The sequence below is a fragment of the Bacillus sp. CBEL-1 genome, assembly GCF_004348885.1.
Taxonomy (GTDB): Bacteria; Bacillota; Bacilli; order Bacillales; family Bacillaceae_H; genus Priestia; species Priestia aryabhattai_A.
Window position 1 is genome coordinate 1056483 of record NZ_SBIM01000013.1, and the last position, 15017, is coordinate 1071499.

Here is a 15017-nt window from a genome sequence, read left to right on the forward strand (position 1 = left end):
AGCAGCCATTACTCGGCTGCAACATACTCACTTATTATTATACCATATAATTTTAGCAAAATTATACTCAAATCCTTACGACAGAATTTGACCTGGGTAATATTTTTTGTCTAAATAATGCTGAGGATCTGTGCTTAAAATACGGACAATTTGCTGTTGATTGTATTCATTTTCTTCTACAAGCATAGAAATGCCGTTATACTGCATCATTTTTTGCTTTGGAAGCTCTTGCGTTGTATCAGGATAAATTAGCTCTTGGGGCATCATAGTATACAAAATCATTGTAATAATTGGTTCTCCTGTTGATGTTGATTGTTCTGTTCAATGAGCTCATTCAGCTTTTTAATAGCTTGACCTACCCCGCCAACTTCATCAATCAATCCGTATTCAACTGCATCAGCTCCCACAACATTCGTTCCAATGTCTCGTGTTAGGTTCCCTTTTGAAAACATAAGTTCTTTAAACTTTTCTTCAGTGATATTGGAATGATGCGTAACAAAATTCACCACTCGCTCCTGCATCTTATCCAAGTATTCAAATGTTTGAGGTACGCCAATGACTAAGCCCGTCAAACGAATCGGGTGTATTGTCATTGTCGCAGTACCAGCAATAAAAGAGTAATGAGTGGATACCGCAATTGGAACTCCAATTGAATGGCCTCCTCCAAGCACAATTGATACTGACGGTTTTGAAAGAGAAGCAATCATTTCAGCAATTGCTAAACCAGCTTCTACATCTCCACCTACTGTATTTAAAATAATTAATAATCCTTCAATGTTAGGGTTTTGTTCAATCGCTACAATTTGCGGAATAACATGCTCATATTTTGTCGTTTTATTTTGAGGCGGTAGCTGCATATGTCCTTCTACTTGCCCTACTATTGTTAAGCAGTGAATCTTTGAATCCTGTGGCATCTGTGCAACATTTGTTTGTCCTAGCTGCTGAATTTTATCTAAAATACCACCTTTAGTATTATCTTCACCTTTTTCAGGTTGCTGTGGTGCTGTTTCCGAAGAATTCATCTCATTGGGTTCAAACATAGTTTTGCTCCTTTCCAACAATAATATTGTTAGTATGAGCTTTTCTTTTTTATTAAATCCATCGCTTTTATAATTCATGCTGTTTCCTAATAAAAAGAATCTAAATACTTCCTTTTCAAGGGCGAATCCTGGCTGTTTTAAACAAGTTAAGATGAAAGTACAAGTTCACTCCGTTACGCTGCAGACACTCACTTATTTTCCTAATCAACAAAAAATCCGATCTATTGAGAGTTAACTTTCAATAGATCGGATATGTCATTGGCTTTTACTTTTCAGCCTCTTAACTATTATATTTCCATAATAATTGGTAAAATCATCGGCTTACGTCTTGTTTTTTCATATAAAAACTGGTTTAGGGCTTCGCGCATTTTTAATTTTAAAGATGACCATTCAATCACTTTTTCTTCCATGCACTTCGCTAAAATCTCTTCAACCACTTTTCCTGCCTCTGTAAGTAAAGCTTCCGATTCTCTCACGTATACAAACCCTCGAGAAATAATTTCTGGTCCTGCCACAACAGTACGCTGCTTTTTATTAATTGTAACCACCACTGTTAAAATTCCATCTTGTGAAAGCAGACGACGATCGCGCAAGACAATATTACCAATATCACCAACACCTAACCCATCTATTAACGTGTTCCCCGCATAGATGCGCCCTGAAGGCTGCATGCGCCCATCTTTATACTCAATTACATCACCTTTATCAAGCACAAAAATTTGATCATCACTTAAGCCTATTTCTTTTGCAATTTTTTCATGTGACTTTTGCATACGATATTCGCCGTTTACAGGGATTAAGTATTTAGGATTCATTAAGTTTAACATGAACTTTAGCTCTTCTTGACTGCCGTGTCCAGAAGCATGAACTTGCTTTTGACTATGAACGACGTTTGCTCCTAAACGGCTAACAATATCAATTACTTTAGCAAAGATTACTTCATGACCAGGAATTGGCGTTGCAGCAATTAACACCGTGTCATCTTTTTTCACTTGAATAAATTTATGAGATTGTTTGGCCATACGATGTAATGCTGCCATCGGCTCTCCCTGATGGCCTGTCGTTAATACAACCGTTTCATGCTCAGAAATATCACGAAGCTTTTGCACAGGCACAATTAAATCTTCAGGTATGGATAAATGGCCAAGCTCCACTGCAATTTCAATCGTTTTCATCATACTTTTTCCAACTACAACTAGCTTGCGATTGGTTTCATAAACCGCTTGAATTACTTGCTGAATTCGCTGGATGTTTGAGCTATATGTCGCTACAATAATGCGTCCTTTTGTATGATGGAAAAGCGAAGCAATTTCTTGACCAATTACAGCTTCAGAAGTTGTATAGCCTGGCTTTTCAGCATTGATACTATCAGATAGTAGGCATAACACCCCTTGTTCACCAATCATGGCCATTTTTCCGATATCAGGTTTTTTTGATAAACGATTTTGATCAAAAATAAAGTCTCCTGTATGTACGATTGCACCATGTGAAGTATGCAAACAAATGCCTACTGAGTCAGGGATGCTGTGGTTTGTTCGAAAAAATGAAACGCTTACGTTCTCAAACGAAAGGCGTGTTGACGAACTAATAACATTTAATAATGAGAAACCATTTGATCCAACTTCTTTCATTCTTTCTTTGACTAACGCAAGAGTAAATTCCGTTCCATATACGGGTACTTCAAGTTTTTTTAAAATAAATGGAATAGCACCAATTTGCTCTTCGTGACCATGCGTTAAGAAAATAGCTTTTACGCGTTCCTTATTTTCAATTAAATACGAAATATCTGGAATCACCATATCGATTCCAAGCATATCCCCGCCTGGAACCTTTGCTCCTGCATCTAGTACGTAGATATCATCGTTCAATTCAACGATATACATATTTTTACCAATTTCTCCTATGCCACCCAAAGCTGAAATTTTAATATTTTCTGTCTTTTTATTCAATTCTGTTTCCTCCCAAAATCATAGACCCGTCCATAATCTCATTTGTTTTCATTATAACTGATGACAGAATTGGAATACAAGAAATTTCATCCATGCTTTTCTAATGAGTAAAAAAGCCTCCTGCATTCTTTTATGAATGAGGAGGCTTTTTATTATAGTGAGTTAAGCATTTTTCGTAATGATTCACGCTCAGGTTCAGTTAAAGGTACAAGTGGTAGTCTTACAGATCCTACGTCTAACCCTTTAAACTGTAGAGCTGTTTTTACAGGTGTTGGACTTGGAGCAGAGAAAAGAGCTTTCATAACGGGCAATAATTTACCATGTACCTGAGCTGCTTCTTTTATCTTACCAGCTTCGAATGCTGATACCATAGCCTGCATCTCATTACCTAATACGTGTGATGCCACAGAGATAATACCATTACCACCAATTGATAATACTGGCAACGTTAAACCGTCATCGCCACTATAAAGTGCAAAGTCATCGGCAGTATTGTTAATGATAGCGGTCATTGCATCAAGATCTCCACTTGCATCTTTAATTGCTACCACGTTTGAAAGCTCTGACAAGCGTACAATTGTAGTAAGCTCCATGTTAATCACAGAGCGACCTGGAATATTATAAAGCATCACAGGAAGCTTTGTACTTTCTGCAATTGCTTTAAAATGCTGATATAAACCTTCTTGATTTGGTTTATTGTAATACGGCGCAACAATCATTACCGCATCTACACCAATTTCTTCAGCTTTTTTTGTTAGCTCAATCGATGCATACGTGTTGTTACTACCAGTTCCCGCTACTACTGGAACACGGCCTGCTACTACTTTTACTGAGTGTCTAAATAGAGCTAGCTTTTCTTCTGTGGACAACGTTGGTGATTCACCAGTTGTTCCAGCAATGATTAAAGAATCTGATCCATTCTCAATCAAATAGTTAATTAACTGTGTTGTTTTTTCAAAATCAATATTTCCCTTATGATCAAAAGGGGTTACCATAGCCGTTGCTACTTTACCAAAATCAATCATGTTTTCACTCCTTGACGTTCGATTATCTCCATTAGTAAACAACTCCATCAACAATATTCGATTGATGGAGTCTGTTTAATTTATTGAGTCACTTTTGATAAATCAAAAGCACTGTGAAGAGCATTGACTGCTTTCTTCAAGTCCTCTTCTTTTACAAGTACCCAAATTGTTGTATGACTATCAGCTGATTGTAAAATTTGAATTCCTTCGCTTGCAAGCGCCGTTACAATTTTAGCTGTTACGCCAGGCACACCAGCAATTCCTGCCCCTACGGTAGATACCTTAGCACAATTGCGAATAACAGAAGGCTCGTAACCGAGCTCTTGTAAAACCGCAATTGCTCTATCTGTTGATTCTTCAGTAACAGTGTACACAACACCTTTTGGTGAAATATTAATAAAGTCCACGCTAATCTTTTCCTGAGCCATCGCTTTAAATACTTCAGCTTGCGTGTCGTAATAACCGTCCTTACTAAATACCTTAATTTGCGTCACATTGGACACGTGAGCAATTCCTGTTACCAGACGCTCTTGTACATCGCTTCCACGCTGCTGAGCTGCACTATGGGACGTTACTAGTGTACCTTCAGAATCAGCATAGGTTGAACGTACGCGCATTGGTACTTTTGCCTGCATAGCAATTTCAACAGCTCTTGGATGAATCACCTTTGCACCTTGATATGCCATGTTACAAATTTCATTATATGTCACAACCGATAGCGGTCTTGCATCTTCAACAATGCGTGGATCTGCTGTCATTACACCTTCAACATCTGTAAAAATGTCAATGTATTCAGCTTGTAATGCAGCTCCTAAAGCAGACGCAGACGTGTCGCTGCCTCCTCGACCTAACGTTGTTGTATCTCCGCTTTCGTTTGCTCCTTGAAAGCCTGTTACTACTACGACATCATACTCTTCTAATTCTTCTATTATACGATCACATTTCATTTCAAGAATCTTGGCATTAGTAAAGTCACTATTCGTGATAAACCCAGCCTGAGCACCATTCAAAGCTGTAGCTTTTATGCCGTTTTCGTTTAATAAGTTAGTGAATACAACGGAAGAAATTAATTCTCCACAAGCCATTAACATATCTAACTCTCGTTTATTCACAGAAGCCTTATTGCCATTAACAAGTGATAATAGCGTATCTGTTGCATACGGCTCACCTTTACGCCCCATTGCAGATACAACTACCACTACTTTGTAACCTTCTTTTTGTGCATTTTTCAGATGATGAATAGCACGTTCTCTTCCTTGTTCATTACGAACGGAAGTTCCTCCAAATTTTTGGACGATGATTTTCATACTTACACCTCATTAATACTCTGAAACACGCTAGTTGCGCTTATTTTACTAAGCCAAGCTTAATAAGTGACTCTGCAATTTGTACAGAATTCCAAGCTGCACCTTTTAATAAGTTATCAGATACAATCCACATATGGAAGCCATTTGCATGATCTAAATCTTTACGGATACGACCAACGAATACTTCGCGCTTGCCTACGCAGTCTGCAGGCATTGGATATACTTGATTCTCTGGGTCATCTTGTAAAACGATACCAGGTGCATCAGCTAGTAATTTTTTCACATCAGCTACCGTTGCATCATTGTTTTCAATTTCAATATAAACTGACTCTGAATGTCCTGTAACAACCGGTAAGCGAACACAAGTAGCAGCTACTGGTAGTTCAGGCATGCTCATAATTTTTTTCGTTTCGTTAATCATTTTCATTTCTTCAAATGTAAAGCCATTATCTTGAAACTTATCAATTTGAGGGATAGCATTAAAAGCGATTTGATAATGCTTTTTGTCTCCACCAACTGGTAAGATTTCCGGTGTAAATTCTTTTTCGTCCAGGATTGCTTGTGCTTGTTCTTTTAATTCATTAATTGCTGCCGCACCCGCACCTGAAACAGCTTGATATGTCGATACAATTACTTTAGATAAACCATATTTTTCGCGCAGTGGTTGCAGTGCTGCTACCATTTGGATTGTTGAACAGTTTGGATTTGCAATGATTCCATTATGTGCTTTTAGTGCTTCTTCGTTTACTTCTGGCACAACTAAAGGTACATTTTCATCCATACGAAATGCGCTCGTATTATCAACTACGATTGCTCCACGCTTCACTGCTTCTGGCGCTAATGCCTTTGAAATGCTACCTCCTGCGCTAAATAAAGCAATATCTACTCCTTCAAAGCTTTCTGGCTTTGCTTCCTGAATGATTACCTCTTCTCCATTATAAGTTACTTTCTTACCCGCTGAACGAGCTGAAGATAGTAATGTTAATTTACCAATTGGAAAATTACGCTCTTGTAGAGTTTTTATCATTTGTTGCCCTACTGCACCTGTTGCTCCTACTACTGCTACATGTAATTCTCTTGTCATTTTAATACCGCCTCCAACAATTTTCAACTACTCAACATTTTTCTGCATATACTGACTATTTTAACATAATACCTTATTTTATTGCGCTAAAGAAGAGAAGATTTTAAAATCTTCTCTTCTTTTTTTACCTTTGACAGAAATATGTTCTTAAAATTACTTTATGATGCGGCGCGCTACTTTGTTTCTTAATCGCGAAAACGCTCCACGATAACAGGTTGAATTTGTTTCCCTTCCAATGCCGCATACACTGTATCAGAAAGCATCGGCATACGAGCTACCATTGAATTTGGTTTTGAAACGGGATCATCTTGACCAAATGGAATAAAGTAAATGTTTTTAGTTGACATGAGTCGCATTAAGTTTACACCATTCAGACCCAATGCGTCATTGGTTGAAATACCTAATACAACAGGCTTATTATTACGTAACGTTGCTTTTGCAGCCATTAGAACGGGAGATTCAGTCATAGCATTCGCAAATTTACTCATTGTGTTTCCTGTAATAGGAGCAACTACCATACAATCTAATGGGATTTTCGGTCCTAAAGGTTCCGCTTTTACAATGGTATTGATGACAGAATTGCCGGTAACTTCTTCAATTTTTCGAATCCAATCTTCTCCATCTCCAAAGCGAGTATTTGTTGATTGAACAGTATAGGATACAACAGGCATTACTTCCGCTCCTAGGTTGACAAGCTTTTCAATTTCTGGCATTACTGCATCGTACGTACAGTGGGAACCCGTTAATCCAAAACCAATTCTTTTTCCTTTAAGTGACATTATTGTTTCTCCTCCCTTTGATCAGCAGCTTCTTTCAGTAACGTCACAATGACATTGGCAACGATTTGTCCTGCTGTTTTTGGTGCTACGATTCCAGGAAGTCCTGGTGCTAGAATCGCTTTAATTCCTCTTTTTTCAGCGTAGCGAAAATCTGTACCTCCAGGCTTTGATGCAAGATCCACCACAAGAGCATGAGTTGGAACATTTGCTAAGACACTGGATGTCAAAACTGGATATGGAATTGTATTAATACAAATATCACTATCCGTTATTTCTTGAGCTAAATCGTTTAAATGAAATGATTTTAAGCCCATTTCACTAATGCGTGCTAAATGCTCTGATTTACGCGCACCAACCTTTACATTTGCTCCTAAAGCAGCAAACGAGCGCGCCACACTCATTCCCACTCTTCCTAATCCAAGAACGGATATATTTGCTCCATGTATTGTAAAGTCTGTATGTTGAATAACCAGCATAATTGTTCCTTCAACTGTTGGAATTGAGTTGTAGATAGCAACATCATCCCGCTCAAATAGCTGGACGAGAGTTCGATTTGTCTTTTGAACAAGGTTATTTAAATAATCATTACTGATTCCTGAATAAATTGTACAATGTGCAGGAGTACTAGCTAAGATCTCTTCTGTTAAAATTACTTTCTCATTTGAAAAGATGGTATCGACTTGCCCTTCATGATTTGTACCTGGTACAGGCAAAATAATGGCATCGACATCGAAAAAATTCAGTTCATCAATTTGATATTTTGTCGCACCAGTAAAGCCGTGATCAAGCTGATCAAACCCTATAAGCGATGTTTTTGCATCTAATTGGATGAGCTTTCGTATGACCTCAAGCTGTCTTGCATCACCACCAATGACAGCTATGTGCAAATCCGTTAACATGTGTCTGTTCACCTTCTTTAATATTAAATAGAGACGTCTAGTTCTTTAAAATTATAGATATCATAGAATCATTCATTACCATTAGATACCTATTGCTTTTTCTTCAACATAATATGTAAACAAATGAAAATCTGTGAATCTTTCTCTGCATTGTATGACAAATATTCGCGTACAAAAAAAGCATGGCTACCAACAGCCATGCTTTTATACTATTCAATTGTTGTATTTTCGTATTGTTCTAAATTAACGATAACCATGTCCGTTCCTATCTTTTCAATATTAGACCATGGTACTCTGACATCGTTGCCTTGCTTACGGAAACCAAACCATTTCATAGAAGGAATTAATAGCGCTTTTATCTGGCCTTGCTCATTAAACTCTAAGTCCGTTTGTCCCAGGATCCCAAGACGTTCTGCCCGCTTTAAATCTACAATTTCTTTGCCGCTTAGTTCACTTAGCCTCATAAATCTCTCCCCCTTATAACTAGTTTATCAATGAACATAGTAAAAACATGACAAAAAAATGAAAAAACCTGGGACAAAACGAAATGTTTCTTTCTCAAAGGCTAACTTTGTCTTTACTAACGTAGTTAGGTTAATAATAACTAGTTCGTTCCATTGCGCTTTACTGACTTTCCTTTGGGAGGAACTTGAGCCTTTCTTGTAGTTACCGGGGGAGTCATGTGTCTTACACTTCATTCTATCGATTCTCTAAAATCAGTTTCCTAATCAACAAAAAAATCCGAACTATAAAAGAGTCGTTAACTCTTAATAGTTCGGATAGATTATTGACTGAACTACTCATGTTTCAGCCGCTTTCCAACTCTTATTTTTTACTCAACCCTTTTGGCATTTCACCGCTAGGGCTAATTAAAGATAGCGCAAAGTCATCTTTGAAAATAGAACGCGCCAATGAGTTGACACTGTCGATTGTCACCGTGTTAACTAACTCTAGAATTTCATCTAATGAGCGATGATGACCTAACATCAGTTCATTCTTTCCGTTACGACTCATACGACTATTTGTACTTTCTAGACTCAGCATTAAGTTTCCTTTTAGCTGTTCTTTACTGTTAGCAAGCTCTTTCGCCGTAATTCCCGTGTCCGTAAGCTCTGTAAGCGTATCTTGAATCGTATCATAAAGCACATCAAGCTGATTGCTACCTGTTCCACCGTAAATCGTCACAAGCCCACTATCACGATAGGAAGAATGATAAGAGAAGACCGAATAAGCTAAACCACGCTGCTCTCGTACCTCTTGAAACAAACGACTGCTCATGCTTCCTCCCAATACATTATTTAAAACAATTAGGCTATACACATCTTTTCCACCAATTGGAAGACCTTCGAATCCTAAGCATAAATGTGCCTGCTCTGTATCTTTTTTGCGGGCAATATGATTTGTATGAAAAGCTGGCTGTACATACTGATGGGCATCATATGATGAAGTGTATGTACCAAAATACTTTTCAACTTCTTTTATAAACGAATCATCTACGTTACCCGCTACTGAAATCACAACATTTTCAGGAATGTACATCTTTTCCATATAACTACGAAGCGAATCACCGTTAAACGTTTTTAACGTTTCTTCTGTTCCTAAGATTGGATAACCTAATGGATGATCCCCGTACACAGCTTTACCTAATAAGTCATGTACAATATCATCTGGCGTATCTTCATACATCTTAATCTCTTCGTATACTACATTTTTTTCTCGAGCTAACTCTTCTTCATCAAATGAAGAGTTAAAGAACATGTCTGCCAGCACATCAAGTGCTTGATTGGAATGTTCGTCTAATACTTTTGCATAGTAACAAGTATATTCCTTTGATGTAAAGGCATTAACTTGTCCTCCAATTTGATCAAAGCTCTCTGCGATGTCACGAGCAGAGCGCGTCTTGGTACCTTTAAAAAACATGTGCTCTAGAAAATGGGAGACACCATTAATTTCTGGGTGTTCACTTCGAGAACCTGTACCAATCCAAACACCAATTGCTACCGAACGAACCGTTGGAATGTTTTCCAAAACAATTCGCACACCATTTTTGCATGTATGTCGAGTAATCAAGCTAACTCCTCCTTTGTTACTTGCTTCATTTTAATGAGATACATTTATATGAAAAAATACGTTTGACATACGTTAATCTTTAAGATGAGTGACCACTCTTTCCTCATCAAGCAGCGTCGTTACCGTTGTAACATCTAACCCTTTTTTTTCAATATCAGTTAATAACTTATCCAACGAATTAGCCGTAGCCTCAGTAGGATGCATCAGCACGATGGCACCTGGATGGATTTTTTTCATTACGCGATTAATTAACACGTCTGTTGTCGGCTTTTGCCAATCAATCGTATCTACAGTCCACATAATTGTACTCATTTTTTGCTCTGAAGCTAACGTTACTACTTCTTTTCGAAAACTACCGCTTGGGGGCGCAAACCATTTTATTTTCTTACCAGTAGTAGCCGTAATTACTTCATTCGTTTTCTTTAATTGATCAATAATTTGCCCTGATGATAATGTAGCCATATTTGGATGAGAGTAGGAATGATTTCCAACTTCATGCCCCTCATCTACAATCATCTTTGCCAACTCAGGGTTATTTTTAACCCATCTTCCTTCTAAAAAAAACGTTGCTTTTGCATCGTGTTTCTTCAAGGTTTGAAGCATATCTGGCAAATATTCATTTCCCCAGGCCACATTTATCGTAAACGATACCATAGGCTTTTCAGGGTGTCCACGATAAATAGCTTCAGGTGGAAGATCATCCAAATGCACTTTCGGCTTTACTTGTTTATAAACAAGCTTGCCTTCATTAAATTTACCGCTTTTTTTCATATTCTCATAGGAAGCCTTTACATCTATAGCGATCCCATTGTAACCTGGTGTTTTCTTCCAAACAGGATCGATGACTGCGTTAGAAGGCTTTACATTATATTCCTTCGCTTCCTCGGCAATCTCTTGATACAGATCGTTTCTTTCTACACCAGCTTGCTCTACCGTTGTCTGAAATGCTTCTACATAATCGGTAGCAAACGGGTTATAAATTGATTTATATGTAATTGCAAGTAAAAATAAAAATGCAGTGAATTGAATGATTGAACGTTTCACTTATCCTTCCCCCTTCTCCATACAAAGTATGTAAAAAAGGGACAAGGTAGAACAGCGTCTTCAAGCCAATGTAATAAAACCCCCACATCAGTTAAACTGCGTGGGGGAATAACAAGGCAATTATTTTGTTTCTTTTGCTTTTGCCTGCTCTTCTTTTTCTTTTTGCTCTTTCAGAACTGCTTTTCTTGATAAGTTAACGCGACCTTGCTTATCGATTTCCATTACTTTCACAAGAATTTCATCGCCGATAGCAACAACGTCTTCTACTTTACCAATGCGTTCTTCAGCAAGCTCTGAAATATGAACAAGGCCATCTTTACCGCTGAAAATTTCAACAAATGCGCCAAACTTCTCGATACGTTTAACTTTACCTAGATACATTTGTCCTGCTTCAACTTCACGAACAAGATCTTCAATGATTTTCTTCGCTTTCAAGTTCATCTCTTGGTCAATGGATGAGATAAAGATTGTACCATCTTGTTCAATATCAATCTTAACGCCAGTCTCTTCAATGATCTTATTAATTTGTTTACCACTTGGTCCAATAACATCACGAATCTTATCTGGGTTAATTGCCATTGTTAAGATTTTCGGAGCGTACTGAGATAACTCTTCACGCGGTGTATTAATTGTAGAAATCATGTGATCTAAGATCTGCATGCGTCCTTTTTGTGCTTGTTGAAGAGCTTCCTCCAAAATTTCGCGAGATAAGCCATCAATTTTTATATCCATTTGTAACGCAGTAACACCTTTTGCTGTTCCCGCTACTTTAAAGTCCATATCACCTAAGTGATCTTCCATTCCTTGGATATCTGTTAAAATTGAATAATGTTCACCTGATTTAATCAGACCCATCGCAATACCGGCTACAGGAGCCTTAATTGGAACCCCAGCATCCATCATAGCAAGCGTACTTGCACAAATACTTGCTTGAGATGTTGAACCGTTTGATTCTAATACTTCTGATACAAGTCGAATTGTATATGGGAAGTCTTTTTCTGTTGGAATGACAGGCTCTAATGCGCGTTCACCAAGTGCTCCGTGACCAATTTCACGACGACCAGGTCCACGCATTGGTCTTGTTTCACCTACGCTGAAAGAAGGGAAATTATAGTGGTGCATAAAGCGTTTTGATTCTTCTACGCTTAAGCCATCTAGAATTTGCACATCTCCAAGCGCTCCTAATGTACAAATGCTAAGGGCTTGTGTTTGTCCACGTGTGAATAATCCAGAACCGTGTGTACGAGGCAATAAGCCAACCTCAGATGATAATGGGCGGATTTCGTCAATGCTTCGACCATCTGGGCGTACTTTTTCTTCTGTGATTAAGCGGCGCACTTCACTTTTAACAAGCTTAGATAAGATTTCGCTTACCTGACCCAGTACATCAGCTTCAACTTGTTGCTCTTCAAATTGCGCAATAACTGCTGCTTTTACTTCACTAATTGCTTCTTCACGAGCATGTTTTTCTTGGACTTGAACAGCTCGGTTCATGTCTGCTTCTGCAATTTCACGTACTTGTCTTTCTAAGTCTGCGTCTACTGTGTAAAGCTGCACTTCCATTTTCTCTTTACCAACAGCTGCAACAATTTCTTCTTGAAATTCAATTAACTTCTTAATTTGGTCATGCCCAAACATAATTGCTTCTAACATCACTTCTTCTGGTACTTCGTCCGCACCAGCTTCAACCATGTTAATAGCATCTTTTGTTCCAGCAACCGTTAAATGAATGTCGCTTTTCTCTTGGTCTTCTACACCCGGATTCACAACAAACTTACCGTCTACACGTCCAACGATAACGCCAGCAATCGGTCCTTCGAATGGAATATCAGAGATAGAAAGTGATAAAGAAGAACCAAACATAGCGGCTACTTCAGATGAGTAGTTTTGATCTACACTCATTACAACACTTACAACCTGTACTTCGTTACGGAATCCATCTGCAAATAGCGGACGAATTGGACGGTCAATTAAGCGGCTCGCTAAAATAGCTTTCTCGCTTGGACGGCCCTCACGCTTAATAAATCCACCTGGAATTTTACCAACTGCGTATAAGCGCTCTTCATAGTTAACTGTTAAAGGAAAAAAATCTACGTCTTTCGCTTGTTTTGAAGCTGTTGACGTGCTTAATACTACTGTGTCTCCATAACGAATTAGTGCTGCTCCGTTAGCTTGCTTAGCTAATTGACCAACTTCAACCTCTAGCCTTCTACCGGCTAGGTCCATGGAGAACACTCGTTTTTCTTGTTCCATATCGACGAGTACCCCTCTCTACATATAAAATATATGTATGTAAATAAATGTGATAGTTTTATTATAAACGAAATACTAAAAAACAATAGCTTTTTTCACATTATGTAACATCTTTTCAAAATATCTAAATGTACATACTAAAAAAGCGGGAATGCTCCCGCTTTCTTCTTATTATCGACGTAAACCAAGCTTGTTGATTAGATCACGATAACGAGTAACGTCTTTGTTACGAAGATAGTTAAGTAAGTTACGACGTCTACCTACCATTTTTAGAAGTCCACGACGAGAGTGGTGATCCTTCTTGTGAGTACGTAAATGATCGTTTAGATTGTTAATTTGCTCTGTTAGGACAGCGATTTGAACCTCTGGAGATCCAGTATCGTTCGCATGAGTTTTGTACTCATTAATAATTTCATTTTTACGCTCTTGTGTGATAGCCATCCTATTCACCTCCTTATTTATAAACCCCAGTTACCGAGCAGAACGTTGGTGAATCGTAATGCCAAGCAATGGTTGTTTTGCATACAAGTGTTATGTTACTACTTTCTTTTCAAAAAAGCAAGGAAATCTGCACTTTTTCTTTTAGTTTATTATACGTTTTTTGAAATACCTAAAAAGTATTGGTGTGCTTCTTCTTTATCTAATGAAATTTGTTTAATTAGCGCTTCAATTCCAGAAAACTTGCGTTCACTACGAATAAGCTTATGCCAACGAACTCTTACTTGCTCACCGTAAATTTGCTCATTAAATGATAGAAGATGCACTTCAATTGTGGGCTTTTTCAAGTCTTCATGAAATGTAGGCTTATACCCTACATTACATACACCTTGATACCATTGATTATTGAGTTCTAACTCCACTGCATATACGCCTGTTCTTGGCAATAGATAATCAGCAGCCAAGGAGATATTTGCCGTTGGAAACCCAATTTGTCTGCCTCTTTTTTCACCGTGAACGACCGTACCTTCTACTTCGTAATTACGTCCAAGCAAAAATTTCACTTTGTCCATTTCCCCATCAGCTAAGAATTGTCTAATTAACGTTGAACTTACTTTCTCTTCGTTTGTTGTTAGCTTATCTACGACCGTCTGCGTAAACTGTGAGCGAGAATGAAAAGGTAACGTTTCCATGGTTCCTTTACCTAGCTTACCGTATGAATAATCAAATCCTGCTACAACATGCTCTACGTTTAAACCGATAATATACTGATCCACAAACTCTTGTGGTAGTAAAGATGCAAATGCTCGATCAAAATGTACTATATATAAAAAGTCAATTCCTAGCTTTTTCATGAGTCGCTTTTTTTCTTCTAAAGGTGTAATCATATCAACGTGCTGAACGTTTTTCCCAAGAATGACGGATGGATGAGGTGTAAAAGTCATCACTGCGCTCGCTATGTTTTTTTCATTAGCGATTTGTTTTGCCGTTTTAATCACTTGCTGGTGCCCCAAATGTACACCATCAAAAAATCCAAGAGCTAAAACAGAGCGCTGTACAGCCTCTCGTCCTAAATGATGTGGATGTCGAATCTCTATCGTTTCCAAAACGTACTTCACCTTTTCCTTAA

14 protein-coding genes are annotated in these 15017 nt (G+C 38.0%); all 14 read right to left on the reverse strand.

Annotation, left to right across the window (positions count from 1 at the left end; genetic code table 11):
• Window positions 1-75 precede the first annotated feature (75 nt).
• Window positions 76-282, reverse strand: coding sequence for a YlzJ-like family protein (locus EPL02_RS15320; RefSeq protein WP_094912537.1), 207 nt, complete (start codon window positions 280-282; stop codon window positions 76-78).
• On the reverse strand, window positions 279-1022 hold the full coding sequence (locus tag EPL02_RS15325; protein WP_179289277.1) for a ClpP family protease: 744 nt from the start codon (window positions 1020-1022) through the stop codon (window positions 279-281). The genes EPL02_RS15320 and EPL02_RS15325 overlap by 4 nt, the downstream gene beginning before the upstream one ends.
• A gap of 305 nt (window positions 1023-1327) precedes the next feature.
• Entirely contained in the window at window positions 1328-2989 is a 1662-nt protein-coding gene (locus EPL02_RS15330) for a ribonuclease J (RefSeq protein WP_094912539.1), read from the reverse strand.
• A gap of 152 nt (window positions 2990-3141) precedes the next feature.
• The gene (gene dapA, locus EPL02_RS15335; protein ID WP_094912540.1) at window positions 3142-4014 is read right to left on the reverse strand and encodes a 4-hydroxy-tetrahydrodipicolinate synthase; all 873 of its coding nucleotides are present in this window, start codon (window positions 4012-4014) and stop codon (window positions 3142-3144) included.
• Window positions 4015-4094: 80 nt separating this feature from the next.
• Window positions 4095-5321, reverse strand: coding sequence for an aspartate kinase (dapG, locus tag EPL02_RS15340; protein WP_094912541.1), 1227 nt, complete (start codon window positions 5319-5321; stop codon window positions 4095-4097).
• 40 nt (window positions 5322-5361) lie between these two features.
• Window positions 5362-6405, reverse strand: a complete 1044-nt coding sequence (gene asd, locus EPL02_RS15345) for an aspartate-semialdehyde dehydrogenase (protein ID WP_094912542.1) — start codon at window positions 6403-6405, stop codon at window positions 5362-5364.
• A gap of 185 nt (window positions 6406-6590) precedes the next feature.
• Entirely contained in the window at window positions 6591-7184 is a 594-nt protein-coding gene (locus EPL02_RS15350) for a dipicolinate synthase subunit B (RefSeq protein WP_094912543.1), read from the reverse strand.
• A complete protein-coding gene (dpaA, locus tag EPL02_RS15355) occupies window positions 7184-8083 on the reverse strand; it encodes a dipicolinic acid synthetase subunit A (RefSeq protein WP_094912544.1) in 900 nt (299 codons plus the stop codon). Before dpaA ends, EPL02_RS15350 begins: the two co-directional genes overlap by 1 nt.
• A gap of 209 nt (window positions 8084-8292) precedes the next feature.
• Window positions 8293-8547 carry a YlmC/YmxH family sporulation protein gene (locus EPL02_RS15360; RefSeq protein ID WP_094912545.1) on the reverse strand — a complete coding sequence of 85 codons (255 nt, stop codon included), beginning with the start codon at window positions 8545-8547 and terminating at the stop codon, window positions 8293-8295.
• Window positions 8548-8908: 361 nt separating this feature from the next.
• Window positions 8909-10153, reverse strand: coding sequence for a M16 family metallopeptidase (locus EPL02_RS15365; RefSeq protein ID WP_094912546.1), 1245 nt, complete (start codon window positions 10151-10153; stop codon window positions 8909-8911).
• A gap of 72 nt (window positions 10154-10225) precedes the next feature.
• Window positions 10226-11197, reverse strand: a complete 972-nt coding sequence (locus EPL02_RS15370) for a polysaccharide deacetylase family protein (protein ID WP_131888186.1) — start codon at window positions 11195-11197, stop codon at window positions 10226-10228.
• A gap of 120 nt (window positions 11198-11317) precedes the next feature.
• Window positions 11318-13450, reverse strand: a complete 2133-nt coding sequence (gene pnp / locus EPL02_RS15375) for a polyribonucleotide nucleotidyltransferase (RefSeq protein WP_094912548.1) — start codon at window positions 13448-13450, stop codon at window positions 11318-11320.
• A gap of 171 nt (window positions 13451-13621) precedes the next feature.
• Window positions 13622-13891: a 30S ribosomal protein S15 gene (rpsO, locus tag EPL02_RS15380; protein WP_025908938.1), complete on the reverse strand. Its 270-nt coding sequence runs from the start codon at window positions 13889-13891 to the stop codon at window positions 13622-13624.
• A gap of 149 nt (window positions 13892-14040) precedes the next feature.
• Window positions 14041-14994 (reverse strand): bifunctional riboflavin kinase/FAD synthetase, encoded by a 954-nt coding sequence (gene ribF / locus EPL02_RS15385; RefSeq protein WP_094912549.1) that lies wholly within the window; start codon window positions 14992-14994, stop codon window positions 14041-14043.
• Between the last annotated feature and the right edge of the window lie 23 nt (window positions 14995-15017).